Origin of the sequence: Brucella lupini (assembly GCF_002252535.1) — a bacterium.
In the GTDB taxonomy this organism is placed as follows: Bacteria; Pseudomonadota; Alphaproteobacteria; order Rhizobiales; family Rhizobiaceae; genus Brucella; species Brucella anthropi.
On the sequence record NZ_NNRN01000055.1, the window covers coordinates 57,913 to 84,883 of the forward strand.

The following is a 26,971-nucleotide window of genomic DNA, read 5'->3' on the forward strand; positions in this document are numbered from 1 at the left end:
CAGCCGAAGGTTCAGGCGGGTCCGAGAAAGATGTGTGTCTCGGATTTCGCGATTCCGTCCATGGCGCGGATACCTGTTACCAGCCGGTGAAATTCATTCATGTTGGGGACTTCGATCTCGGCGATCAGGTCCCACGTACCATTCGTGGTGTTCACCGCGGAAAAGCCGGGGTTCTTGCGTAAAGTCGCTATCACGCTTTTGATGTTTCGCCCGGTCAATTCGATCATCATGATGCCGCGGATCATGTCGGTGGCACCATGATCCTTCAATCTGACTGTAAAGCCTGCAATGACGCCTGATGCGATCAGGCGCTCCATCCGGCTTTGGATCGTGCCCCGCGCCACACCCAAAATGCTGGCGAGAGTCGGAATGGACGCACGCGCATTGATGCGCAGTTCTGATATTAATCGTTGATCCAGATCATCCATCACCACACCGCCATTTGACGATTTCGTCAGTTTGATTGCGTTTATCGCAGATTGCTGGACATTTCTATACAGAATTGACGTTTTCGTTGATCCTTTGCTCCGTTAGCGTGCTTGAAAACAAACAAGCCGGATAAGTAAGCAACGCAACCGGCAAGGGGAATTTCGGAGGTGGATCGATGGAGCTTTTCTTTCTCCCGCTCTTGGGTAACCAGAGCATATCGTTCTTGCCTGTTCCGAATCTGTTTTCCCAAGAAATTTGCCGTCGCCCGTCGGGCGTCGACGATCTGGAAAGATGCGTCCAGCCGGGCGCTCGGAACGGGCATCGCCCGTGATCGCGATACGATCACTTAGGAGAAAATGAAATGAAAACCCTTCTGTCTTCGCTCATTGCCGCTGGCGTCGGCGCGCTGATGATGCTCGCTCCCGCTCATGCGGACGACCTCGAAAAGGTCAAGCAAAGCGGCGAACTGCGCATCGGCATGAGCGGTGTTTTCCCGCCATTCAGTTTTGTTGATGGTCAGAACCAGGTGGTTGGTTTCGACGTCGATATCGGCACCGAAATTGCCAAGCGCCTTGATGTAAAGCCGGTTGTCGTGACCACCGCTTTCGACGGCATCATTGCAGGCCTGCGTGCGGGCAAGTTCGATGTGGTCGTCGGCAGCATGAGCATCACGCCGGAACGCGAAAAGGCTGTCGATTTCGCAGGCCCTTACTATCGCGGTGGCCGTGGAATTTTCGTGACGGAAACCTCGCCGGTGAAGTCCATGGACGAACTGAAACAGGGCAAGACCATTGCCGTGACGCTTGGCGAAACCAGCGACAAGTGGGCGCGCGAACAGGGTGGCTGGACCGTCCGTACCTATAAGGGCATCCCGGAACTGCTGCTTGAGCTTCGTTCAGGTCGCGTGGACGCCATTGCATCGGATGACATTCCGATCCTGATCGCCATCAAGGAAAGCGGCGAAAAGGTTCGTCAGCTCGATACGCCTGAACTTCAGGGCACCGACAATGTCGGCATCGCTCTGCGCAAGGGTAACCCTGAGCTTAAGGATGCGATCAACAAGGCTCTCGACGACATGAAAGCGGACGGTACCTACGAGAAAATCTCGACCAAGTGGATCGGTCGCGACATCCGCTAACCGCATGAAACCCCGAGCCGGGACAGCTATTAACGCAATTGTCCCGGCAACATTTCTTTCCGGCTTGGTTTTCCAGACAGGAAAGGGGAGATAATGAACTTCTCTTTGATGGTGGAGGTCTTTCCATATTTTTTGGAGGCCGCCCTGGTTACCGTCGAAATATCGGCGCTTGCCATTTTGATCGGGTTGGGCGTCGGTGCGCTTGCCACATCTGCAAAACTATCGCGTTTCTGGCCGTTGCGTTTTATCGGTACGGCCTATGTCAGCGTTTTTCGCGGCACACCATGCCTTCTGCAGCTTTTCGTTCTCTATTTCGGCGGCCCGCAGATCGGCATCAATCTTGAGCCGTTTGCAGCCGGTGCCATCGGTCTCGGTCTTAATATTGGCGCTTATTACGCCGAAGCCATGCGAGGCGCCATTCTGACGGTCGATACCGGGCAGAACGAGGCCGCCCGTTCCATTGGCTTCAGCAACGGGCAGTCGATGCGCTTTGTGGTGTTGCCGCAGGCAGCGCGGCTCATGATCCGTTCGCTCGGTGTCAATACAGTCATGCTGATCAAGGGGTCTGCTCTCGTTTCCGCGATTTCCGTGGTCGAACTGACTTACACGGCTCAACGTTTCATCGGCTCGACCTATCGTCCGTTTGAAATCTTCGGCATCGCCGCGGCCATCTACATGGTCCTCATTTATATCGTTGCACGCTTCGTCGATTTCCTCGAAGCCCGCTATGCACTCAAATAGGCGGTGATCTCATGCAACTCGATTTCTCTATCGTCCCGCCCTATACTGAACTTCTGATGACCGGCATCTGGTGGACGCTCATCATCGCCGTGTCCTCATCCATCGTCAGCTTCTTCGGCGGTATCGCTTTTGCCTTGCTCGTTCTCTATGGCAACTGGCTGGTGCGTTACCCTGTCCGCTTCTTCATCTGGCTGTTCATGGGTACGCCGCTGCTTCTGCAGCTGTTCCTGCTCTATTACGGCCTGTCGCAGATCGGCATCAACATTCCAGCCGTATGGACTGGTATCATCGGCCTTGGCCTGCATTTTGCGGTCTATAATTCGGATATCTTCCGCACCGCGATCCTGACTGTCGATCCGGGGCAGAATGAAGGTGCCCGTTCGCTAGGTTTCGGCAACGGTCAGACGCTGCGCTACATCATCGTGCCGCAAGCTGTCCGCAACGCGCTGCCGCAGGTGGGAAACAATCTGATTGCGCTTTTGAAAGACACGGCACTCGTGTCGGTGATCGGCATCACCGAACTGGTGCATGCGTCACAGCAGGCAATCAGTGAAACCTATAGCCCGTTTGAATTCTATATCACTGCCGCAGTGATCTTCTACGTACTCAATCTCATCCTGGAAGCCGGATTGCACTGGATGGAAAAGAAAGTCGAGGCTTACCGATGAGCAACAGCAAACCCATGGTGGAAGTGCGCGACGTCCACAAGTCTTATGGCGCGCTCGAAGTCCTCAAGGGCATCAACCTGTCTGTTGAACGCGGCCAGATTATCGCCATTATCGGGCCGTCCGGTTCCGGCAAAAGTACTTTGCTGCGCTCCATCAACCATCTGGAAACGGTCAACTCAGGCCAGATATTGCTGGACGGCGTGCAGGTAAACCAGTCGTTGAGCGGACGCTCCTTCGAGCGGCATATCAATGCCGTGCGCCAGCAGATGGGCATGGTTTTCCAGCACTTCAATCTGTTTCCGCATCTCAATGTCATGGAAAACATCACACTCGGACCCATCAAGTTGAAGGGCAAGAGCAAGCAGGAAGCGCAGGAGCTGGCCGTTTCTCTTTTGAAGAAGGTCGGTCTTGCCGACAAGGCGTCAATGTATCCGTCGCGTCTGTCGGGCGGGCAGAAACAGCGCGTGGCTATTGCCCGTGCACTGGCGATGCAGCCGAAAGTCATGCTGTTCGACGAGGCGACTTCTGCGCTCGATCCAGAACTGGTCGAGGAAGTCAATCAGGTCATGAAACAGCTCGCGCAGGAACACATGACCATGCTGATCGTGACCCACGAAATGCGTTTTGCCGCCGAAGTTTCAGACAAGGTTCTGTTCATGGACAAGGGCGTCGTGGTCGAAGAAGGCAAGCCGGACGTGATCTTCACCAATCCGGAAAATGAAAGAACGAGAGCGTTCCTGCGAAAGCATCTCAACCAGTAAGTCGACGTTTAAACCAGATTTGAAAACCCGCCTGTGCCTTCCCCAAGGCACGGAGACGGGGAACTATTGAGCGAGGAAAGACCGTGGCATCCCCAAATGAATGGAACCCGACAGAACGGGTACGAGAACTCTCCTATCGCATGGTGAGATGGCCGAGCGAAACGGGAACACCTGACGAGGCATCGTTCGGGCTGAAGCTGGCCGAGCTTTTGCGCGAGATCCCCTATTTCCAAAAGAACCCTGACGATATTGCCGTCATCGACAGTCACGGCTCGCCGATGACCAAGAATGTTATCGCCGTTGTGCGCGGCGCCGGGCGACGAACCCTGGCTCTGGCGGGGCACTTCGATGTGGTGGAAATTGCAAATTATCGCGATTTGAAACATCTTGCTTTCGAGCCGGATGCTTTGCTGGAAGCTCTTCTGGCCGATCTTACCAGCCGTCCGCTTGCACCGAACGAGGAAAAGGCACTCGCCGACTTCCAGAGCGGAAATTACATTCCCGGTCGGGGCATGCTCGACATGAAAAGCGGTGTTGCAGCCGGTATCGCAACGTTGGAACATTTCTCGCAGCAGGCAGATCGCGAAGGCAATCTGATTTTGTTTGCGACACCTGACGAAGAGCGTGGTTCGCGGGGAATGCGCAGCCTGCGCGATGCGTTGCCGGAACTTGCCGAACGCTGGGGCCTCGATATCGTTGCCGGTATCAATCTTGACGCAACGAGCGATCAGGGTGACGGTGCGGAAGGCCGAGCCATCTATCGGGGCACAATCGGCAAGCAGCTTCCCTTTGCTTTTGTGGTCGGACAGCCTTCTCATGCGAGTTATCCGTTTGAAGGTGTCAGCGCGCATCTCATTGCATCGGAAATCATGCGGGCGGTGGAAGCCAATGCAGCCCTTTGCGACACGGCGGATGGCGAAGTTTCGCCACCTCCAATCTGCCTTGAAGCGCGGGATTTTCGCGGCGGTTATGAAGTGACCACGCCGGAACGGACGTGGATTGCTTTCAACTGGCTGACCCATTCCGTCTCGCCTGATGCTTTGTTCCAGCGGTTCAAGGCAATTGTCGGTGAGGCGCTGGATCGGGCAATCACGCACTTCAATGTGGAGGCGGAGCGCTTTACAAAGCTGGTTGGCAGCGATGCAGATGCCAATCACAAGGGCAGAATTCTGACCACGGCCGAGTTGCGCGACGAAGTCCGGCGCATTGGCGGTAACGCAGCACTGGAACGGATAGCGGTGCTGGAATCTGAACTTTCAAGCAGCGATAACCCGCTTCTCATCACGCGGGAACTCGTCAACGCCATGGTTGCCGAGGCACGCGTTACAGGCCCGGCGGTCATTATCGGCTTCGGAAGTCTCGTCTATCCTCACGTTCGCATGGGTGTCGAAACGGCCGAAGAACAGCGTTTTGCAGAAGCTCTGGAAACCGCACGCCTGGATGCGGAGCGCCAGTTCGAAACGACGATCCGGTATCGCGAAATCTTCGCCGGTATTTCAGATATGAGCTTCTTCGGTCATATTCCTGACGCGACGGATAGTGAAGTCATCGCGGCCAACACACCAGCGGCTCAATTTATCGACCGCGCCAATCCGAAAGCGCTTTCCTATCCGGTGGTGAATATCGGCCCGTGGGGTCGCGAGTATCATCAGCGATTGGAGCGGGTCTATGCACCCTATGCCTTCACGGTACTGCCACAGTTTCTCAACGGCATCGCTACGCGCTTCCTGAAGTCTTAGCGGTTCGCGAATAGCGGCGCGATGTCCTTCACTTTGCCTGATTGACGGTTATAGCGATCATGTGGAGGACATCGTCAGCGCTGCACCCGCGTGAGAGGTCATTAGCGGGTTTGGCGAGGCCCTGAAGCACGGGGCCTATGGCCTGCGCCCCACCAATACGTTGGGCAATCTTGTAGCCGATATTGGCGGCTTCGAGATTGGGGAACACAAAGACGTTGGCATTGCCCTTGAGCGGTGAATCCGGCGATTTGGCATGGCTGATTGCCTCGACGAATGCCGTGTCGAACTGTAATTCTCCATCGATGCACAGATCAGGCTTACGCTCCCGCACCGTCCGGGTTGCCTGAACGACCTTTGACACACGCTCATGCGCAGCGCTGCCGCCGGTGGAGAAGGACAACATGGCAACGGCCGCATCTTTTTCCGTGAGCTGGCGGTATGAATCTGCCGACTGTATGGCGATGTCGGCAAGTTGTGCGGAATCCGGTTCCACCACGAGGCCGCAATCGGCAAAGACGAAAGCGCCTTTCTTCTGATGATGAGACTGGCACAGCAGCATCAGGAAGAAGCTTGAGACGAGCGATGCGCCGTCGGCCTTACCAATGATCTGCAGGGCATGGCGCACCACATCGGCTGTCGTTGCGACTGCGCCAGCCACCGTCCCATCCGCATCGCCTTCGCGTACCATCATGGCGGCGAAGCCGAGTGGCGTCTTCACCATCGCCTCGGCCTGTTCTTCCGTCATGCCCTTGGCCTGACGCAGCCGATAGAGTTTTTGCGCATAATCCGCGCTTTTGCCCGATACTACTGGATTTATGATCGCGATCTTTGAGCCGTCAATCTGCCTGCTGATGACGCTTTCGGAGCCCAGAAGCGTGATGCGGGCAATGGCTTCGCGTTCGGCACGGAGCGCCGCATCGATGATGCGCGGATCTTCGCCCTCGGCTAGCACGATGTGACGTGGCTTCGAACGGGCTTTCTCAAAAATCTTTTCCAACGGCAGCATGGCGCAATCTCTTCAAAAGGCCGGGAGTTGCGCTCCCGGCCTGATCACTGACGGACTGGTTCAGACGGGCATTTGCTGGCGCATGTCGGCCTTGTCGATGCCGGCCACGACAACGGGTTTCTTCATCGCATCGCGGCGGAATGGTTCGCCCAGTTCCTGATTGAGCACGACTTCGATGAAGGTAGTCACCCCCTTGGCCTGCTCGTTGATTGCCGTCTGCAAGGCTTCGGTCAGCGCCTGCTGGCTATCGACGGTCACGCCTTTCAGACCGCAGCCATCCGCCACCTTGGCGTAGCTCAGGTTCGGATTGAGTTCGGTGCCGACGAAGTTGTTGTCGTACCACAGCGTCGTATTGCGCTTTTCAGCACCCCACTGATAGTTGCGGAAGATGACCATGGTGATCGCAGGCCAGCCCTTGCGACCGATGGAGGTCATCTCGTTCATGGATATGCCGAACGCACCGTCGCCTGCAAAGCCGACCACTGGCGTGTCAGGCTGGCCGATCTTGGCGCCGACGATGGATGGGAAGCCATAACCGCAGGGGCCGAACATGCCCGGCGCCAGATATTTGCGTCCGTGTTCGAAGCTTGGATAGGCGTTCCCGATGGCGCAGTTATTGCCGATGTCGGTGGACATGATGGCGTTCTTCGGCATTCCAGCCTGAATGGCACGCCATGCCTGCCGCGGCGACATGCGGTCCTTCTCGCGCTCGCGCGCACCGGCATTCCAATGCGTGCCCGGATCGTCATCCTCATGATCCATCGAGGAAAGTTGCTGCAACCAGGCGGATTTACGCTGATGGATGAGCTGCTTGCGCTCGTCGCGACCTGCATTGCCCGCATTGGCTCCCATCTGGTCGAGAATCTGCTGCGCAACCTGCTTGGCATCGCCGCAAATGCCGACCGAGATCTTCTTGGTGAGGCCGATACGATCAGGATTGATGTCGACCTGAATGATCTTTGCATCTTTCGGCCAATAATCGATGCCGTAGCCGGGTAGGGTCGAGAACGGATTGAGACGGGTGCCGAGCGCCAGAACCACATCGGCCTTGGAGATCAGCTCCATCGCGGCCTTGGAACCATTGTAGCCGAGCGGACCTGCGGACAGCGGATGGGTGCCGGGAAAGGCATCATTATGCTGATAGCCGCAGCAGACCGGCGCATCGAGCCTTTCAGCAAGCGCGATGGATTCAGGGATCGCACCGCCGATAACAACACCGGCCCCGTTAAGGATGACCGGGAATTTCGCATTGGTCAGTAGTTTTGCAGCCTCGGCAATGGCATCGCGTCCGCCGCTCGGGCGTTCCAGTCGAACGATCTGTGGCAGGTCGACGTCGATGACCTGGGTCCAGAAGTCACGGGGAACGTTGATCTGTGCCGGTGCACAGCCGCGCCATGCCTTCTCGATCACGCGGTTCAGCACTTCGGGAATGCGGGTCGCGTCGCGCACTTCTTCCTGATAGCAGACCATCTCTTCGAACAGGGCCATCTGGTCAACTTCCTGAAAACCGCCCTGACCGATGGTCTTGTTGGCAGCCTGTGGAGAGACAAGCAGCATCGGCGTGTGGTTCCAGTAAGCAGTCTTGATGGCAGTCACGAAGCCGGTTACGCCGGGCCCGTTCTGAGCAATCGCCATGCCCATCTTGCCTGTCACGCGGGTATAACCGTCGCAGATCAGCGCCGCATTCGTCTCATGGGCGCAATCCCAGAAGGTAATGCCCGCCTTCGGAAACAAATCCGATACCGGCATCATCGCGGAGCCGATGATCCCGAATGCATGTTCTATCCCATGCATCTGCAAAACCTTAACAAATGCTTCTTCCGTCGTCATTTTCATGGCAGTGAATTCTCCTAAGCTACTTTTTCGTAGGTCGGCGTAGCGGCGTTTTGTGCCGTTAAAGCGCGTTTCCTGTCTTCCAGGACCATCTGAGCCAGTTTCGCGCCGATCATCATCGCCGGAGCATTTGTGTTACCGGAGACGATTTCCGGCATGATCGAGCAATCCGCGACGCGCAGACCTTCAATGCCGCGAACACGCAACCGGTCGTCGACAACATTGCGTTCGTCGACGCCCATCCGGCAGGTGCCGGTTGGATGGTAGATCGTGGTGGAATTGCGTCGCGCCCAATCCAGCAATTCGTCATCGCCATTCAGATCGGCTGTCGGTCTGAACTCCTGTGCAATGGCAGATTTAAGGGGTTCAGTCCGTGCTATGCGGCGTGCGATGCGAATTCCCTCGACCAATGTCTGCTGGTCGTTTCTGGTTGCTAGATAGTTGGGCTGAATGACTGGATGGTCGAAGGGGTTGCGGGAACGCAAAGTGATTGTTCCACGACTTTCCGGCCGTAACTGGCACACCGACTGGGTGAAGGCAGAGAAAGGATGCACACCTTCGCCGGGGCTGTCGGCTGACCATGGCTGGATGTGAAACTGAATATCCGGCGTGGCGAGCTCTGGCCGCGTCTTGACAAATCCGAAGACGAGGCTGGCGGCCATCGTCATGGGGCCGGTCCGAAACAGCGCATACTCGAGACCAATGGCAGCCTTCTTGATGAGACTGCGAACTTCATCATTGAGCGTCGGTTCGTTACATTTGAAGACCAGCCGGGCCTGCAAATGGTCCTGCAGGTTCTGGCCCACTTCCGGCGCGTCGTATTGAACAGAAATGCCGTGAGCGGCCAGTTGTTCAGCCGGGCCGATGCCGGACAGCATGAGTATCTGGGGCGAGCCGATAGCTCCAGCGCACAGGATGATTTCATTTCTGGCATGGATCGTGTGGCGGGTGCCGTCCGGACGCTGATATTCCACACCTGTCGCGCGACCATTCTGGACGACGACACGCATGATGTGGGCATCGGTTTGGATGGTCAGATTTTGTCTATGACGAATCGGGCGCAAGAATGCGGCTGCGGAAGAGCATCTGCGTCCTTTGTGCATGGTCAGCTGAAAATGCCCCACGCCCTCCTGCGTTGCCCCATTATAGTCGGGGTTGTAATCGTAGCCATTCGCACGGGCGGACTCGATCCACTTTTCGCAGATCGCCCGCTTCAGGCGTGGGGCCGACACCTGCAACTCACCCATGGTTCCACGGTCTGCGGCTGCCGGGCGATGGAACGTTTCGAAACTCTCGAAAATTGGGCCAACATCCTGCCAGGACCAGCCGGAATTGCCGAACTGTGCCCAACGATCATAGTCTTCTTTCTGTCCACGCACGTAAAGCAGACCATTGAGCGAAGATGAGCCGCCGAGCACCTTCCCACGCGGCCAGCTGAGGCTGCGTCCGTTCAATCCCGAATCCGGTTCTGTCTGATAACACCAGTCGTAATTGGGGTCGTGCATCGTGCGAAAATAACCAACCGGAATGTGAATCCACGGATTGCGGTCCTTGCGGCCGGCTTCCAGCAGGTGAACGGTGACCGAGGGATCCGCACTGATCCTGTTGGCGGCGATGCAGCCCGCCGAGCCGGCACCCACTATGATGTAGTCTGCTACTTCATTCATAAAGAACTTCCTCCTAACAGGGTCCGTGTCGCACGACGGAGCCGGATCCCTGTCTTGCTGCCCGCTGGGGTGTGCTGGTTCCGCTAGAGCCGCTTTCGCCTGCGCTCGATTGCAACAGCGGATGCCAACGACACCGCAGCTGCAAACACCACGTAGACGCATACCCAAAAAGGATCGTTGTTATTGATGGACATCAGGTAAGTGGCGATCATAGGTGTCAGACCGGAAGCGATGATGCCCGAGAACTGATAGACGAAGGATATCCCAGTATATCTGACAGTCGGATCAAACAGGTCTGCAAACAGGGCAGCTTCCGGTCCGTAGCACATGGGATAGATAATGCCGAACGGCAGTACGATGCCCAGAACGATCAGCACGGGAACGCCTGTCGACATGAGCCAGAACGCCGGGAAGACGCTCAAACCCAGCAGGAGAGATCCCCATGCATAGGTAACAGGTCGTCCGACCCGGTCGGACAGGCGTCCAAACAGGGGAATGAATACGATCATGACCACGGCGGCGGCGCAGACTGTCCATAATGCTGCCGTCCGATCGAGTCCGGCAAAACGGGTCAGGTACAGGATCGAGAAAACGGCAAAGATGTTGAAGAAGACGCCGTCAATGTAACGGGCACCCATGCCGAGAATGACGTTACCCGGATAGCGCTTGATCATGGTGGTGAAAGGCAGACCTGGATCCCGACCGCGAGACGCAGCCTTGGCTTTTTGAAACTCGGGGCTTTCCTGAATGTTGGACCTGATCCATGTCCCCAGAAAGACAAGAACGATTGATCCAATAAAGGCAGCACGCCAGCCCCATATCATGAACTGTTCGTCGGGCAGAAGTGACAGGAGCGCCATGACACCTGACGACAGGAATAGGCCCAGAGACAGGCCGATCTGCGGCAGGGAAGCGTAGAAGCCACGCTTGTCCTTGGGCGCATATTCATAAGCCATCAGCACCGCACCGCCCCATTCACCTCCAATGCCAATGCCTTGGAGGATGCGAAGGAACAAAAGCGTCACGGGTGCCATCAGGCCGATAGTTTGATAGCCGGGCAAAAGACCGATGGCGACGGTAGCTCCGCCCATCATCAGCAAGCTGATGATCAACATCGCCTTGCGCCCTATCCGGTCGCCGAAATGTCCGAAAACGAGGCCGCCCATAGGTCGGGCGACAAAGCCTACCGCAAAAGTCGCATAGGCCAGCATAATGGAGACAGTTTCGTTATCCGATGGAAAGTAGAGGTGGTTGAAGACGATGCCCGCCACCACACCATAAAGAAAAAAGTCATACCACTCGATGGTGGAGCCGATCAGACTGGCAAAGACGACTTTCCTAACATCATTCGCCTGGCTGCCGCTCCTCACAGCGTCCACTGTTGTATCCGACATGACGCCCTCCTGCGTTTTGACGGTTATGGCCCGATCCACACTCCTCCTGTGGATCGCAGTGTCGTTACCCTTGTTTCAAAATGCACGAGAGTCAATAATTTTTTGAGACAGTTTGTCTCAAAAAATATCAACTTATTGAATTCACCGGGTATAAATTCGCTTGGTTACGTCTCCGGGCTGGGTTAAACCACTAGGAAACCTCAGTGTGACGTAGTGTTTTCATGAAGAATGAACCCAATAATCTGATTGCCAGCCCAAGTATAAGGAACCTGCAGATTCTTGAGTTGCTGGGGCGTCAGAGACGCGCAATGACCCCTGCTGAAATCATTGAAGAACTCAAACTGCCCAAACCGACAGTTCACCGTCTGCTCGCCTATCTGGAGGAGCAGGGCTTTCTCACCAAGAACATTGATGGGAAGAGCTATCTGCCCGGTGCACGCTTCCGCGAAATGGCAATCGGTGCGATGCACGCTTCACTGAGTAGTCTTCCGAGCAGAAATGTTCTGATCTGGCTCAATCAGCAGATCGGCGAAACCTGCAACCTCGCGGTTCCGGACAATGATGCGATGATTTATGTCGATCGCGTGGAAACACAGTGGCCGTTGCGTATAGCGCTTCATATTGGTTCGCGTGTGCCGCTCCATGCCACTGCGTCAGGGAAAGTCACACTCAGCTTGCTTCCGGAAGAGGAGTTCGAACGCTATCTCCTCACCGGAGACAAGCAGTCCTTCACCAAAAAAACCATTGTCGATACAACGATGCTTCGCGTGGAAATCGAGCGTGCAAGGGTGCGTGGGTTTGCAACGGATCAGGAAGAGCTCGTTGACGGCATGATTGCTGTTGCAGTGCCTGTCATGGATGCGCGGCACAATTTTTGCGCCACCTTGTCGTTCCACGCACCGACCCAGCGGCTATCTCTGGAACAGGGGCTTGCCCATCTTGATGACTTGCGACTAGCAGCAGAAAAGCTCGGCAAGTTTATCTGAATACCGCCCAAATGCTAACCTGTCATCATTGACAGAACGTTTGCAACACGTCCATGCTTCACGCATTAGAGCAGTAAGGTCCGCTTGGAACGCAAGCAATTGAGAGTACTGCTGGTTCGCTGCCGCATCCTCTAACACTAAACGCGTCTGGTGTGGCCCGGCAAGCACGGCGCACGATTGCCAGCAGGGAAAGCCGAACCAAATGGCTGCATTTTTTTGACTTCTGCGTACCGGGTCAGGAATGCCCAACAGGGATCTGGTTCAACAGTGCGAACAAAATGGCCGAGAGGATTGCGGCAGCAGGAACCGTTACCACCCAGGCGGCTGCAATCGTGAGCGCGTGAGAGCGGCGAACCAGCTTTCGACGGCGGCGCTCCTCAACCGGAATGGAATCCAATGGCAGGGCTTGGCGCGCTTTCTTCAATCGTCGTTCCGTGTCCCATTCGCGGAAGAACCCAACGCCAAAGATCGCGCCTATGGCTATATGGGTCGAACTGACCGGTAATCCCAACCAGCTGGCCAGAATGACAGTGATTGCGGCTGACAATGACACGCAATAAGCCCGCATCGGGTTCAGCTTGGTGATCTGGTTGCCAACCATTCGAATGAGCTTGGGGCCAAACAGGCACAAGCCTAAAGAAATGCCACATGCACCGATCAGCATAACCCAGAGCGGAATCACGACGCCGTGGTTCAACGCCTCGGTTTGCGATGTCTGGACAATTGCCGCGAGCGGTCCCACAGCATTCGCCACGTCATTTGCGCCATGGGCAAAACTCAGCAAAGCCGCCGACACAACCAGAGGAATGCTGAACAGGATCTTGAGTGACTTGTTGCGGTTTTCGAGCCCATATGACTGGCGGTGAATGACCGGGATCAAGATCAACCAGCTTCCAACACCAACAGCCAATCCAAAGATCAGAGCTACCTCAGTCGACACATCGATCAACTGTTTCAGCCCTTTCATGATCAGATATGTCGCAAAGGTTCCCGCCATGAGGCCAACAAGGATCGGGACCCACACACGAGCAGCAGCAATCTTATCCACGCGATAGATAATACGGGATTTGATCAACCAGAGAAAACCAGCAGCTATGATCGCACCCAGCACAGGCGAAATAACCCAGCTTGCCGCAATAGCCGCCATTTGAGACCAGTTCACTGCTCCGAACCCAGCTGCGACAATGCCGGCGCCCACGACACCGCCGACAACCGCATGCGTGGTTGAAACAGGAGCGCCGATCCATGTCGCAAGGTTGACCCAAAGCGCCGAGGCGAGCAACGCTGCCATCATTGCCCAGATGAACATGATCGGTGTTGCAAGTGTGTCTGGCGCAATTATGCCGGTAGCGACCGTCGATACAACATCGGCTCCTGCGATGAGTGCGCCAGCACTTTCAAACACCGCGGCAATCGCAATCGCACCACCCATGCTCAGCGCATTGGCACCGACGGCCGGTCCCATATTGTTAGCCACGTCGTTGGCGCCGATGTTCAAAGCCATGTAGGCGCCAAAAACGGTCGCGGCCACAACAATAAGCATCTGAGTGGTCTGGTCCAGCAACATGGCAGCGACGAGCCCGGCCAGCATGATGAATACAAGAGCAATGCCTGGAGCCACGAGCGGACGTGAGACGTAACTCGTTGCTGTTTCCAGCTGAACGAAGCGGCTCAAGTCCCGGTCCAGTGTCTCCAGATGCCGAGCTTCGAGATCTTCGTGTGCCATGATTTACTCTTGATTTCTAACGCAGCGCACCCGGCCAAAGCGGACGCTTGGGAATGATCCAGTTCAGGAACTTGACCGGTGTTTAAATGCGGCCGTTTTGAAAAGTCAATGGTTTGAGGTTGAGACGATCAATATGGAGCGCTGTTCTGCTGGCTTTGAGGGAACCTTAATCTGATGCACGATCCGACAACGGAATAAAGCTCTGTGTCAATTAAGTCGGCTTATTTGCTGAGATAACGCCCCGGGCAAGGAAATTTTTTGACAGCTATTGATACTGGTTCGGACATAATGAGCTGGTGACAGTTCTGCGCTTGTGTCACGTGAATTTTCTAGCCGAGATTATTGCAGAGGCGGTGTGGCTGTATTTCCGGTTTCCGTTGAGCATTCGCATGGTCGAAGTTATGCTGGCTTCCAGCGGGACCTTTGTCACTCACAAGACAGCGCACGAATGCGCTGAAAAGTTCAGACGAGACTATGCCAATACCATCCGTTGCCGTACACCGCGCCTTGGTGAGTCCAGAAATACCAAGATACCAGGGCCGCCAATACTCATTTCAGGAGTTGCTATAACGCTTGTCATTCGATGTCGACGCACATCAGAGCGTGGAGTTTCACCTAGATTGCCCTCCATCCAGTCATTCATGACTACCATAGATTCAGCTGCGAATCTGGACCGGCAATCAAACATCTCGGTCCGCGTGGGTAGCTGGCTGAAGAGAATAATACGACGCCAGGACTCCAACCTACGATATTTCCATGGCGGCCACTGCTACAGCAAGTAGACGTCAAAAAGCCATCCGACGGTGATCTTCGCACGGACGGCGCTGATAAAACTCAATCTGTACTGACAAGTGGCTGGCACATGCAAACTGGAAAGCAAGGTTTCGTTGTTCTATTTGTCGGCGTTAACGCTCGCGATCAAAGGGGCCATAAATATAGCTCTCGCAGAGCGATATCACCTGCAACGCAACTTCAACTTCATCCCATCCGGAAGCAACAGCTTTACTCATAAGATTCCTAACGGATAGATCAAGTGCCTGGGCACATTGTCTGCCATAGTCGGAGTTGCCTGATTTTACCTTCGGTCGTTCGATTGGAAAGGGCATCGGCTGAATTATATCCCACAGTTTAATCGGCAAAAGCGGTGAGCGGAGCGATCTTAGTTTCCATTGAACTAGATACATACTTTCGCCAATTGGGGTTGATCGTGAGGGCGCCTTTTCGCGAATTTTTTGCGCAAATGACGTGATATTTTCTCACGATCATTATCACGCATGACCTTGTGAATGCAGCGAGCGCTGAAAAACTCTTTCAGTCTCAGCCTCTGGAATGTGTCTTTACCTGTCGCTTTCATGAATACCCTCGTGGCGACACGATTAATTTCCCCATTAGTTGGAGGGTCTTACGCCGCCGGTGCATGCGATAGTGTTCTTCGGAATTGCCCCACGATAGCTTATGCAGAAGCCGAATCCATCAATTTTCAGGTCGATCCCTTTACCATACTTTGGTAGGTAGCAGGAGCGGTGCAAAACTCTAGCCAAAAGTAGACTATCCGAGCATTGCTGCCATTTAAATACGACACCTGCCGTATAGCATTGCGTTTGAGTGAAGCTTAATGCTCCCTCATCGGGCCAGGGGGTGAAGCCGTCATGTTGTCGATGAACTTATGGATACCTTTTGCGGTCGCTACGCTAACGTTTGCTTGCATGCCAGGACCCGCAATACTTTACATGACCGCGCAGACCCTTGCGTATGGTCGTAATGCGGGCCTAATGGCTGCTCTCGGCGTTCATCTAGGATGTTACGTGCATATCGTGGGTGCCACGATCGGCCTTGCATCGTTGATGGAACATGCACCGCGGGTCTATATGATTATAAGATTTATCGGCGCCGCATATCTGATCTGGTTGGGAGCCGCCATTTTCTTCGAGTGGAGTAAGAAAGATCAATCCACCAGCCCGACATCAAAAACGTTTCGCGACAGCATTGTAGTTGAAGTTCTCAACCCGAAGACGGCACTTTTCTTCCTCACCTTCCTACCGCAATTTGTACAACCCACAGCCGAAATTCCACTCTGGCTCCAGTTCCTTGTGCTGGGGATGATAGTGAACCTGATTTTCTCAACTGCCGATGTTGTGGTAGTCGCTATTGCTTCATTTGCCTTGGAGCGACTTCGCCACAACAAGGCTGGTTGGTTGGTGCCAAAGGCGTGTGGTACGATACTTGTAGCGTTGGGTGCGTCCCTCGCCAGCTATCACATTTAGCAGAGACAAATGGCGGTTTCTGCGGCAGACAAGGCGACGCTGTATTAAAGTGGCACTGAAGAAGTCAGAAGAACTCCGGTTTGCATCATGCCGGTCATCCCGATTGGGATGAGGATCAGCGGCTGGAGGAATGGTAGATGGTCTGCACGGGATTGATGGTTTGGTAAAAGAACAGAGGAGTTGAAAATCTCACGCTCTCATGAGCAATATCAATCAATGTTTGGGTGACGGTCGGCCAATTTTTCACGCTGCGCAGATAGCTGAGCGATCTTCGCCTGGAGCGTGGCGATCTCCACGTCGATATCCTCAATACGTTCTTCAATAATATCGTAGGATTCTTGTAGTAAAACTTGGGCTTCTGCTGGGTTAGAAGCATTCGGCGTATCACCCCGTAGTGGCTGGTTGGCGGTCTCGGGCAAGAATACGCTGGTGACGATGCCGATTACTGCTGCGCCCATCAGATAATATGCTGGCATGAGTAAATTATTGCTGCTTGCGACCAGCCATGCTGCCAACGTCGGAGTGAGCCCGGCAGCTATTATAGCTATATTGAAGGAGCTCGCCAGGGCGCTGTATCGAATTCGGGCGGGGAATAGAGCAGGTAGGGTTGCCGCCATCACTCCGATCATACAGTTGAGCGCGATTGCCAGGAGCAGCAGCCCGAGGAAGATCTGGGCAGTTTCGTTGCTGGCGATCATCAGAAAGGCGGGAATAGCAACTACGAACAGGGCGATACTGCCAATCAGAATGAAAGGCCGTCTCCCAATGCGGTCGCTAGTGAAGCCGATGAGTGGCTGCACGAAAAGCATGCCGATCATCACTGCGATGATAATCATCACGCCATGATTTTCTGAGTAACCCAAATTACTGGATAGATAGGTCGGCATATAAGTAAGGAGCATGTAATAAGTGATATTGGTCACCAGAACCATGCCTATACAGACGAGCAAGGACCTGCGATACTTGGTGAATATCTCGGTAAATGGCACCGTAGGCCGCTCTTGCAGTGCTGATTTGTCTTCCTGCTCCAAGCGTTCCAATTGCTGGGTAAAAGCCGGGGTTTCTTCGGCAGCATGGCGCAGATAAAGGCCGATAAGTCCAAGCGGCGCCGCAACCAGAAAGGGTACACGCCAACCCCAGCTCAAAAATGCTGCTTCGGACAAGAAGGTCTGTAAAAGAACCACAAAACCCGCACCGAGAACGAAGCCTGCAATAGAACCGAAATCGAGCCAGCTGCCCAATACACCACGCTGGCGGTCAGGTGCATATTCCGCCACAAAAATAGCCGCGCCTGTATACTCCCCGCCTACGGAAAACCCCTGTGCCAGTTTACACAATAATAGCAGTATAGGAGCAAGTATACCAATGCTGTTGTAGCCGGGTATCAGCCCGATACAGAATGTGCTTGCTGCCATGATGATTATAGTGAGCGACAATACTTTTTGTCGGCCAAAGCGATCACCCATGATGCCGAAAAACAGTCCACCGAGTGGACGTATAAGAAAAGGCACCGAGAAAGTCGCGAGCGCTGCAATGGTTTGAATTGCAGGAGAGACTTCAGGAAAAAAGACTTTGCCCAGTGCGAAAGCCACAAAACCATAAACGCCGAAGTCGAACCATTCCATGGTGTTACCTAAGGCAGCGGCCGTGACAGCTTTCTTCAACTTCGATTGATCGACGATTGTGATGTCATCGATTGTCAATGGGGAGGCTTGATTTGTCATATTCAGGTCTCACGGCCGGGGAGTCCAACAGTATCAGTATTTAACACATTTTCCTAACATCAAGCATAAGACTAGAACAGTTGGTTATGTATTCTCGGTGATTGGTGCGCAACGCCCGATGCCGTGCAGAACCAATATGTATTGTCCGGCCTGAACAGGTCAGCAGCACTCAAGCAAGTCAACCGTTAAACACGGAAGTCCATTGCTCATGTCGGCGGTATCGTCGCACTGACTGATACGGTTCACCGCAACTGCTACCAATGTCTAGTCAATTGCCGGCTATTTTCTTGCATGTGAAGTTGGTCTGGCTGCCTTGTCCGGCTGTGGGGCATGCTTCGTTTGGCTGCTGCCGAGGGAAAGGCATTGCCGCCGGGGCTATCATAGTCACTATCGCTGGTGGTTTGCTTTTGGCTTTCCATTATTTGCAGCAGTTTTGACCATCATATTGTTGATGCTGACAAAGCCGTCATTTTAATAGAATGCCACCTTAATAGTGATTGCAGTCTTGCCCTAGCTACCGTTGTCACGGATCAAATTGATCGAGCTGTTCTTTGTTCTTGGCCTTACGTCGAAAGGATCGACCAGGCTCCCTTCGTTCTTCTCGTCCTTCCAAAAAATGCTGCGGCTCTTCAATCTGGTGTTCTCTGGTGCTACTCAAAAACGGACTGGATTCGTCGGTCTGTTTCATCGGAGACCGTATTGATCCGGTGTTCGCTTATCAGTTCGCTGATTATCGCCAGAAAGCGCTTCAGTGTCGGTGACATGTCACCGGCGCGATAGGTAGCATATAAAGGGATTTCCGGTGGCGACGGATGAATTGGTTTGAAAACCACTTCCGGCTGCGCCAGCTGTCGCATGCTGGCGGGCAACAGGGCGACGCCAATATTGGCGCCGACAAGGCTCAGAAGCGATTGCACCTCTACGACCTGCTGGCGAATTGTCGGCGTGAACCCTGCTTTGACACAACACTGATAGAGGAAATCTGCAAATCTCGATTGATGCAGGCCGAACATGACGAACGGCTGATCTTTCAGTTGCATCAAGGAGACGCTGTTCTGGCTGGCGAGAGGATGCGATCTTGGCATGGCTACCATGAGAGCTTCCTTCATGATGATTTCCCGGTGCAGGCCGTCCTGATGCGGCGGCATGCGAAAAAGACAAACATCGATGCGACGCTCAAGCAGTCCCTGTATCTGGAGCGCTGGCGTTAATTCATGGAGCTGCCAGTCGACATCCGGATAACGGCTGGTGAAGATATCGAGCGCTCTGGGAATGATGCCGACCAGCGAAGAACTGATTACGCCAATGTCCAGTCGACCGATGGAGCCTGCTGCTGTCATACGGGTCGTGACAACAGCTTTTTCCAACTGCTGGAAGATCAGCGGAACCTGCTCTTTCAAAGCCAGTCCCGCTGCAGTCAGTTCGACATTGTGATGGCTGCGTTTGAACAGCACGACGTCGAGACGGTCCTCCAGTTGTCTGATCTGCTGACTGAGAGGAGGCTGCGACATATTCAAACGGACTGCGGCGCGACCGAAATGGAGCTCTTCCGCGACGACCAGGAAATAACGCAGTGTTCGCAGATCGAACGGTTTCAGATGATTGTAAGCCATATCTAAAACCTCTCGCCAACCGGAACAAACAACACTGTACGTCTCAAAGGGGGAGGGGCGATAGTCCTTGAAAATACGAAACTCTGTTGCCGGACGCGGCTTGATTTCACTGCCGTCTTGCGTTTATGAGACCCATGTCAGGCGTGGGGATGAAGATCTGGGAGATCTTCAAGGGATGCTGACCGGTAAATTCCTTGCCCGTTCAACAAGGCCAGCGGCTTCCCATTTTCGAGGTTTACGTGTTCGATATCATTCTTATCTTCGCTGTTCTCAGCGCAACCATGCTGTTTGACTGGACCAAACAGTCTCCAAACTGATCGCCTGCGGCGGCCACCTTCCCAGAAGAGCTACAGCCGGCCTCAGGGTCGGCTTTTTATTGTGATTTGCTTTCCTGATGGGCGTTTCTGAGCTTCGGCGCCGGATTCGACCATATCGAAATCGTCTCACCATGCGCTGAAAGCGATATTGTACGTCTTACCATCAATGCGGCGATAGTGGGCAGTGACGAAAATCACTGCTGTCGAAATATAAGCCTGCCGTCGCCTGGCGAACGGTTGCCGCACCAAAGGGGGACGCAGTTGGTTTTCTCGAGGATCGGTCCTTCACGACCGGGAAAAGGAGACCAATCAATGATCATCGATACCAGTTGCTATCCGACCAATCTGGTCGATCTGGCCTGGCAGCATGATGGCGATCCGTTCAGCGGCGAGCGCCTGATTCAAATGATGGACGGCCCTTATACGATCAACGGCAAACCACGTCGCATCGACAAGGCGTTCATCCAGCCGCCGCAGGGCAACACCATCTATACGTGGACAGATGGGGAGCTAGACGGGCGTCAGTCCATCGATGCCTATATGGCCTATACGCTTGAAATGGTTCAAAAATACCCGGACCGGTTCATTGGCTGCTTCGTCTATAATCCGCGTTGCGGCGTGCAGAACGGGGTCGAGGCCATTGAGCGCTATGTGAAGGAACATGGTTTCCGCATGATCCAACTGCAAGCCAATATGCATGCATATCGGCCTGACCGTGCCAAGGACTGGCTGCGCCCAGCGCTCGACAAATGCCGGGAACTGGGTGTGCTCGTCAAGCTGCATACCGGTGATGGCCCCTACAGTATTCCGACGGAGTGGATTCCGCTTATCAAGGAATATCCGGACATCAATTTCATCATGGCGCACTTCGGTGTGCAGACCGGAGGGGTCTACTGTTTCGAGCCTTTCCAATGGGCAATGGAATATCCGAACGTGTTCTGTGAAAGCAGCTGGTGTCTGCAGTCGCGTATCGTTGAATTTGCCAAGGATTTGCCGACGCACAAGATCCTTTACGGTTCAGACACGCCGCCTAACGAACCAGGCATGTGGCTGAATCTGCTCGAAGTGCTTTGCCATGAACCGCCGCAAGGGATGAATCTCGACGAGGACACGCTTGAGGATTACCTCGGCAACAATCTCGCCCGAATGTTGGGCATGGAGCCAACTCCTCCGCCCGCCACCTATCAGAATGCAGTCGCAGAACTTGAACGTCATGGCATCGAAAACAAGCACTACCTGGCGACCCTTGCGTAGTTCAGCGGAGAATCCACATGATTATCGATACCCATCTGCATCCAACCAATCTTGTCGATGAGGCCTGGCGTCATACCGGTGAGCCGTTTACCGGCGAACGTATGCTGAAGCTCATGGACGGTCCGTATATGATCAACGGCAAGCCACGCCGGATCGATATGGGCTTCATTCAGCCGCCGCCCGGAAACACAGGCTACCGTGATGGCAACCGCCGCGGACGCGACGGCATTCGTGACTACATGTCCTATGTCGCCGAGCTTTGCCAAAAATATCCGGACCGCTTTATCGGCAACTTCAACTACAATCCTCGGTGGGGTCCGGAAAACGGCGCTGCGGAACTGGAATTCCATGTCAAGGAATATGGCTTCAAGATGCTGAAGCTGCATTCCAACATGCATGGCTATCGCCCGGACCGCGCACTGGAATGGTTGCGGCCTGCCATGAAGAAATGTGCGGAGCTGGGCGTCGTCGTTCTTATCCATACGGGTGACGGCCCCTATTCGATCCCGACGCAGTTCTATCCCATCATTCGCGAATTTCCGATGGTCAACTTCATCATCGGCCATTTCGGGATACAGACGGGCGGCAACTATTCGTTCGAAGCGTTCTGGATGGCGATGGACACGCCGAATGTCTATTGCGAATCCGGCTGGTGCTTCCAGTCGCGCATCGTGGAGTTTGCAAAGCAGTTGCCGCCGAACAAGATCGTATTCGGTACGGATTCGCCACCGAACAATCCGGGCATGTGGTTGCGCGAGCTGGAGGTTCTGTGTTCGCCGGAGCCGCAGGGTATGAACCTCAGCGAAGATATTCTCGAAGACTATCTGGGCAACAACATAGCCCGTCTCATCGGTATCGAACCCACCAAGCCTCCCAAGGATCTGGCGGAAGCGGAGAAGCGTCTCAAGGCCACGTACGTCTGAGGCGCTGTGCGGGGTGTCCATGCGCACCCCGCACATTTCAGGAAATGACATCGGGAGGAGTCATGAACGAGCTGCATTCAGTCACCAAGACGGGAACACAGGATTTTCAGAGTTTCGCGAACGTCTACCGGCAACTTTATCCCGATGACGTCGTTCATATCCGCGAACCTCTGCAGGACGGCCGCGATGTTACCGCACTGGTGGCGACGCTGGCTGAAAAGGGCAGGACACCGATGCTGGTCTGCGATCAGGTTCCGGGCAGCGAGGTGCCGCTGGTCACGAATGTGTTTGCATCGCGCGAAAGGATCGCCCGCATTTTCGGAACGCGTATTTCCGAGCTGCATGGCGAGTACCAGAAACGCGCCAATGCTCCGATCGAGCCTGAATATGTCGCCGACGGCCCGGTGATGGAACAGGTCGACGAAAGCAAGGACGTCGATCTCGACAAACTTCCGATGATCCGGCATTTCGAGAGTGATCGCGGCCCCTATATCACAAATGCGATCATTGTTGCGAGTGATCCTGAAACCGGCATTGCCAATCTCAGTTATCACAGGTCGATGCGGCACTCCCAGTCGACACTGGCAACGAGCCTGCACTCACGCGGGCATCTATGGCGCATGTATCAGACGGCGCGTGAAACCGGTCGGCCGCTGCCGGTGGCGATGGTGGTTGGGGCGCATCCGCTTTTCATGCTGGCTGCTTCCGCGCGGTTGCCATTCGGTGCAGATGAGCGTGCTGTTGCCGGCGGACTGATGCGCGAGCCGTTGCGTCTGGTCAGAACACCACGCTACGCTATCGGTGTTCCGGCGGCGGCAGAATATGTGCTGGAGGGGTATCTTGATCCCCATGCACATGTCGAGGAAGGACCATTTGGCGAGTTCTCTGGCTATTCTTCGGATCGGTCGACCAATACGCTGTTTCACGTAACGGCTGTCATGCGTCGTCGGACGCCTTGGCTGGTCGATGTCGTGGGCGGTGCGACGGACGAGCATCTCAACCTTGCCCGCCTGCCGCGGGAAGCTGAAATGTTCGAGAAGCTGAAAGCGCGGTTCCCCTCGGTAACGAGGCTGCACTATCCCACCTCCGGAACGCATTTTCACTGCTATGTCGCGTTGAAGCAAAGTCGGCCCGGCGAAGCGCGCCAGGTGATGCTGGGCCTTCTCGGCTGGGACCCCTATCTGAAAACGGTCATAGCCGTCGACGACGATACAGACGTCACGCAGGACAGTCAGGTGTTGTGGGCAATGGCCACGCATTTCCAACCGCATCGTGATCTTTTCACGATTGACGGTCTGCCCGGCAGTCCGCTCGATCCATCGTCAAGTTCTGACGGTACGACGTCGCGGCTGGCGCTCGATGCGACGCGAAGCCCGGATTTTCATGGCATTCGTGCCGTGATTGGCGACGATGCGCTCGGGCGTGCGCGCGATCTTCTGGGCGGTCTGACCGGAATAAGACCAACGGGAACACCGTCATGAACGCGGTCTCTCCACGACCACACGACTACCGCCCGCGCATGGTGGTTGGGATCAGCGGTGCGTCAGGCTTCGTCTACGGCTTTCGCCTTCTCGAAATCCTGCAGCAGCTCCAGATAGAAACGCATGTTGTGGTGAGCCGGTCGGCGCTTCTGACCATGACCCACGAGACCGACTACAAACTCGCTGATATTCGCGAGCAGGCAGGCTATTTCTACAAATCCGACGATATGGCTGCCAGCATTTCGAGCGGGTCCTTCAGAACCATGGGTATGGTCGTGGTGCCGTGCTCGATGAAAACGCTTGCGGAAATTGCGCATGGCCTGTCGGGGAGCCTGATCAGCCGGGCAGCCGATGTCACGTTGAAGGAGCGGCGAAAGCTGGTGCTGCTGGCCCGCGAGACGCCGCTGACGCAGACCCATATCGCCAACATGCTGACCGTCACCCAGATGGGCGCCATCGTGACGCCCCCTGTTCCCGCCTTTTATGCCAGACCCGCAAGCATCGCGGAGATGGTCGATCACACGGTTGGCCGGGTTCTGGATCTTTTCGATCTGGAGACGGGTGGCGTCCGGCGATGGCTCAAAATGCCCTGACAACGATAATCCAACGGAGAAGAACGATGTTGAAGACAGTCAAGGACAAGATTCCGGTCACCGTGCTTACCGGCTTTCTCGGCTCCGGCAAGACAACGTTGCTGAACTACATTCTGAAGGAAAATCACGGCATGAAGATCGCTGTGATCGAGAACGAGTTCGGGGAAATTGGCATTGATGGCGATCTGGTCGTCGGCAGTACGGAAGAAATCTTCGAAATGACCAATGGCTGCGTCTGTTGTGTGGCCGAGGCACGTGACGATCTTCTGCGGGTTATACGCCAGCTTCTGGCAAGACCGGAACGTCTCGATCATATAATTATCGAGACGAGCGGACTTGCCGATCCTTATCCGGTGGCCCAGACTTTCTTCCTCGATGATCCGATCCGCAATGAAACCAATCTCGACGGAGTCATAACGCTGGTCGACGTCAAACATATTCGCCAGCATCTGGACGATATCCATCTGGATGGCATCGACAATCAGGCGGTCGATCAGATCGTCTGTGCAGACCGTATCGTGCTCAACAAGGTGGACCTGGCACAGGACGCAGATATTGCCGATGTAAGCAGACGCATCCGCCAGCTGAACGAAACTGCGGATATCGTGCTGTCGAGCTATGCGCAGATCGATCTCACCAAGATCCTGGGACTGGCGGCCTTCGATCGCAATCGCAAGATGGCTGCCGAGATCGATTTCGACTGGCACGTGCACAATCATAATCACCATAGTGATGGGCACGGCGATGGGCACGTTCATGACCACGAGGATCACGGTCATGAACACGCATGGCTCGGGGATGCCAGCCATACCCATGACACGTCGGTCACGTCCGTCGGTATCGAATTTCCGGGCAATATGGACCCGCAGAAAATTTCGCGATGGGTGCAGGAACTCAAGCGACAGAACAACGAGAATCTGTTTCGAATGAAAGGCATCTTTTCCGTTCAGGACGATGACTATTGCTATGTCCTGCACGGCGTCCATAACGAGATCGAATTCCGCCCCAATCATCCATGGGCAGGGGATGAACGCTCGAACAAGATGATCTTCATCGGGCGCAATCTCGACCGGGCTTCGTTGCAGGCCCGCATAGAAGCATGTCGGGCATAATGACCCGCAATCGACCGGCTTCGGAGCCGGGAGTTTATCTGCTGCATCGCTTGACGCGGGGATGATTTCCGAAGCCGGTTTGATGGAACAGGCAATGAAAACGTCAAGACAAGACGTCACGAAAGGAACGGCCACAAGTCGTTGGAAATTGACTCAATAAGGGGAACAACGATGACATCTGCAATACATCCAGTCGATGAAATATTACCTGCCAAGAAAACACTCACTCTGGCGCTGCAGCACGTTGCGGTGTCCTATGTGGGATCGGTTGCGGTACCGCTGATTATCGCTAATGCGCTCGGCTTCAGTTCCGAGGAAACTATCCTCCTGATCAGTGCCACCTTCTTCTGTTCAGGTATTGCGACGCTACTGCAAACCATAGGATTCTGGCGTTTCGGCGTCCGTCTTCCGATCATGAACGGGGTCGCCTTTTCCAGTGTCTCGGCCATCATCGCCATCGGCTCCATGCCGGGGGTGGGGATAGCGGGCATTTGCGGTGCCGTGATTGCAGGCGGTATCTTCATCATGCTGATCGCACCGGTTACCGGGCATCTGCGTCGCTTCTTTCCGCCCGTCGTCACGGGCTGCATCGTCACCGCCATCGGCGTGCAGCTTCTACCGGAAGCCTATCAGTGGGCAGGCGGCGGACGCGGCCAGTCCGATTTTGGCGATCCCGCTTTTCTGGGCGTGGCGTTGCTGGTGTTAATCGTAATCCTTGCCTTCAATCGGTTTGGATCGCCGCTCCTGAAAAACCTGGCTGTGCTTTTCGGTATGGGTGCGGGCGCTCTGGTCGCCTTTCTTCTGGGGATGGGCAATCTCAACGCGGTCGGGGCCGCTCCATGGATGACCGTGCCGATGCCGTTCCATTTCGGACTGCCGACTTTTGCCGTCCTGCCATTTATGACGATTGTGATCGTGATGATCGTCCAGACAGTGGAATCCATGGGGCTGTTCATTTCGATCGGTGAGATTGTCGACAAGGATGTAACGCCTGAACAGGTTGCCGATGGTGTGCGCGCCAACGGCCTTGCTAGTGCAGTTGCGGGCATCTTCGCGGGCTTTCCCTTCATTGCTCACATGGAGAATGTCGGCCTCGTCATTCTAAGCGGTGTACGCAGCCGCTGGGTTGTGGCGCTTTGCGGTTTCATGCTGTGCGTCATCGCCTTCTTTCCCAAGTTTGGTGCAGTCCTTGCGGCGGTGCCTGCACCGGCACTCGGAGGCGCAGCGGTGGCGATGTTCGGCATTGTCGCTGCGGCTGGCATCCAGTCGCTGTCCAAGGTCGATTACGCGAATAATCAGTACAATATCCTGATCGTCGCGTTGACGCTGGCCATCGCTTTCATTCCGATCATGTCACCCAATCTATTCCAGCAACTGCCGGACTGGACGCAGTCCATCCTGCATTCGAGCGTTGTGGTGGCTTGCGTGGTTTCCGTTACGCTAAATCTCGTCCTCAACGGATTGGGCAACAGTAACCAGGCCCATGAGAGCCATCATGACGGTCATCTGGCCGAGGCGAAGTCACAGACCAACGGTAGTTGAGCATAATCATCTGCGGCGCCGGGCAGAAAGCCCGGCCTGCACACCAGAGGTTCGCACCCG

22 protein-coding genes and 1 pseudogene are annotated in these 26,971 nt (G+C 54.9%); 15 read left to right on the forward strand and 8 right to left on the reverse strand.

Annotated features, from left to right (window positions below; genetic code table 11):
• Positions 1-11: 11 nt before the first annotated feature.
• Entirely contained in the window at positions 12-428 is a 417-nt protein-coding gene (locus CES86_RS20000) for an Lrp/AsnC family transcriptional regulator (protein ID WP_010658693.1), read from the reverse strand.
• 362 nt (positions 429-790) lie between these two features.
• Here CES86_RS20000 and CES86_RS20005 point away from each other — a divergent pair, with 362 nt between their 5' ends.
• From CES86_RS20005 to CES86_RS20025, 5 genes are all read left to right on the forward strand, one after another.
• The gene (locus CES86_RS20005; RefSeq protein WP_029927534.1) at positions 791-1,567 is read left to right on the forward strand and encodes a transporter substrate-binding domain-containing protein; all 777 of its coding nucleotides are present in this window, start codon (positions 791-793) and stop codon (positions 1,565-1,567) included.
• A gap of 93 nt (positions 1,568-1,660) precedes the next feature.
• Entirely contained in the window at positions 1,661-2,308 is a 648-nt protein-coding gene (locus CES86_RS20010) for an amino acid ABC transporter permease (RefSeq protein WP_029927532.1), read from the forward strand.
• An 11-nt stretch (positions 2,309-2,319) separates the two neighbouring features.
• On the forward strand, positions 2,320-2,976 hold the full coding sequence (locus CES86_RS20015; protein WP_012092915.1) for an amino acid ABC transporter permease: 657 nt from the start codon (positions 2,320-2,322) through the stop codon (positions 2,974-2,976).
• On the forward strand, positions 2,973-3,737 hold the full coding sequence (locus CES86_RS20020; RefSeq protein WP_029927530.1) for an amino acid ABC transporter ATP-binding protein: 765 nt from the start codon (positions 2,973-2,975) through the stop codon (positions 3,735-3,737). Before CES86_RS20015 ends, CES86_RS20020 begins: the two co-directional genes overlap by 4 nt.
• Before the next feature lie 140 nt (positions 3,738-3,877).
• Positions 3,878-5,476: a M20/M25/M40 family metallo-hydrolase gene (locus CES86_RS20025; protein WP_081861789.1), complete on the forward strand. Its 1,599-nt coding sequence runs from the start codon at positions 3,878-3,880 to the stop codon at positions 5,474-5,476.
• 28 nt (positions 5,477-5,504) lie between these two features.
• Here CES86_RS20025 and pta read toward each other — a convergent pair whose 3' ends face one another.
• The 4 genes from pta to CES86_RS20045 all read right to left on the reverse strand — a co-directional run bounded on the left by pta (position 5,505) and on the right by CES86_RS20045 (position 11,376).
• Complete coding sequence (gene pta, locus CES86_RS20030; protein WP_094515190.1) at positions 5,505-6,482, reverse strand: phosphate acetyltransferase; 978 nt, start codon at positions 6,480-6,482, stop codon at positions 5,505-5,507.
• A gap of 60 nt (positions 6,483-6,542) precedes the next feature.
• The gene (xsc, locus tag CES86_RS20035) at positions 6,543-8,318 is read right to left on the reverse strand and encodes a sulfoacetaldehyde acetyltransferase (RefSeq protein WP_043063076.1); all 1,776 of its coding nucleotides are present in this window, start codon (positions 8,316-8,318) and stop codon (positions 6,543-6,545) included.
• Positions 8,319-8,332: 14 nt separating this feature from the next.
• Complete coding sequence (locus tag CES86_RS20040) at positions 8,333-9,982, reverse strand: GMC family oxidoreductase (RefSeq protein WP_010660447.1); 1,650 nt, start codon at positions 9,980-9,982, stop codon at positions 8,333-8,335.
• An 83-nt stretch (positions 9,983-10,065) separates the two neighbouring features.
• Positions 10,066-11,376, reverse strand: a complete 1,311-nt coding sequence (locus tag CES86_RS20045) for an MFS transporter (RefSeq protein ID WP_051129071.1) — start codon at positions 11,374-11,376, stop codon at positions 10,066-10,068.
• 221 nt (positions 11,377-11,597) lie between these two features.
• On the opposite strand from CES86_RS20045, the gene CES86_RS20050 reads away from it, so the two are divergent.
• Positions 11,598-12,362, forward strand: a complete 765-nt coding sequence (locus CES86_RS20050; RefSeq protein ID WP_029376148.1) for an IclR family transcriptional regulator — start codon at positions 11,598-11,600, stop codon at positions 12,360-12,362.
• Positions 12,363-12,597: 235 nt separating this feature from the next.
• On the opposite strand, the gene CES86_RS20055 is transcribed toward CES86_RS20050, so the two are convergent.
• A complete protein-coding gene (locus tag CES86_RS20055) occupies positions 12,598-14,088 on the reverse strand; it encodes an inorganic phosphate transporter (protein ID WP_094515192.1) in 1,491 nt (496 codons plus the stop codon).
• Between the two features lie 293 nt (positions 14,089-14,381).
• Between CES86_RS20055 and CES86_RS27940 the strand changes: the two are divergent.
• Positions 14,382-14,603, forward strand: a pseudogene (locus CES86_RS27940) (IS6 family transposase); the annotation flags it as partial.
• A gap of 1,134 nt (positions 14,604-15,737) precedes the next feature.
• Positions 15,738-16,352, forward strand: a complete 615-nt coding sequence (locus CES86_RS20070) for a LysE family translocator (protein ID WP_010660442.1) — start codon at positions 15,738-15,740, stop codon at positions 16,350-16,352.
• Positions 16,353-16,561: 209 nt separating this feature from the next.
• Here the strand turns inward: CES86_RS20070 and proP are convergent, their stop codons facing one another.
• A complete protein-coding gene (gene proP / locus CES86_RS20075) occupies positions 16,562-18,076 on the reverse strand; it encodes a glycine betaine/L-proline transporter ProP (RefSeq protein WP_010660441.1) in 1,515 nt (504 codons plus the stop codon).
• 313 nt (positions 18,077-18,389) lie between these two features.
• Here proP and CES86_RS28310 point away from each other — a divergent pair, with 313 nt between their 5' ends.
• Positions 18,390-18,551, forward strand: a complete 162-nt coding sequence (locus tag CES86_RS28310) for a DUF2269 family protein (RefSeq protein ID WP_226622774.1) — start codon at positions 18,390-18,392, stop codon at positions 18,549-18,551.
• A gap of 175 nt (positions 18,552-18,726) precedes the next feature.
• On the opposite strand, the gene CES86_RS20085 is transcribed toward CES86_RS28310, so the two are convergent.
• Positions 18,727-19,689, reverse strand: a complete 963-nt coding sequence (locus CES86_RS20085) for a LysR substrate-binding domain-containing protein (RefSeq protein WP_010660440.1) — start codon at positions 19,687-19,689, stop codon at positions 18,727-18,729.
• A gap of 629 nt (positions 19,690-20,318) precedes the next feature.
• Between CES86_RS20085 and CES86_RS20090 the strand changes: the two genes are divergently transcribed.
• The 6 genes from CES86_RS20090 to CES86_RS20115 all read left to right on the forward strand — a co-directional run bounded on the left by CES86_RS20090 (position 20,319) and on the right by CES86_RS20115 (position 26,911).
• Positions 20,319-21,260, forward strand: coding sequence for an amidohydrolase family protein (locus CES86_RS20090; protein WP_010660439.1), 942 nt, complete (start codon positions 20,319-20,321; stop codon positions 21,258-21,260).
• A gap of 17 nt (positions 21,261-21,277) precedes the next feature.
• Entirely contained in the window at positions 21,278-22,183 is a 906-nt protein-coding gene (locus CES86_RS20095) for an amidohydrolase family protein (RefSeq protein WP_010660438.1), read from the forward strand.
• Between the two features lie 62 nt (positions 22,184-22,245).
• Positions 22,246-23,664, forward strand: a complete 1,419-nt coding sequence (locus tag CES86_RS20100; RefSeq protein WP_010660437.1) for a UbiD family decarboxylase — start codon at positions 22,246-22,248, stop codon at positions 23,662-23,664.
• A complete protein-coding gene (locus CES86_RS20105; RefSeq protein WP_010660436.1) occupies positions 23,661-24,257 on the forward strand; it encodes a UbiX family flavin prenyltransferase in 597 nt (198 codons plus the stop codon). Before CES86_RS20100 ends, CES86_RS20105 begins: the two co-directional genes overlap by 4 nt.
• A 26-nt stretch (positions 24,258-24,283) precedes the next feature.
• Positions 24,284-25,369, forward strand: a complete 1,086-nt coding sequence (locus CES86_RS20110; protein ID WP_010660435.1) for a CobW family GTP-binding protein — start codon at positions 24,284-24,286, stop codon at positions 25,367-25,369.
• 171 nt (positions 25,370-25,540) lie between these two features.
• A complete protein-coding gene (locus CES86_RS20115; RefSeq protein ID WP_094515194.1) occupies positions 25,541-26,911 on the forward strand; it encodes a nucleobase:cation symporter-2 family protein in 1,371 nt (456 codons plus the stop codon).
• The last annotated feature ends 60 nt before the right edge of the window (positions 26,912-26,971 follow it).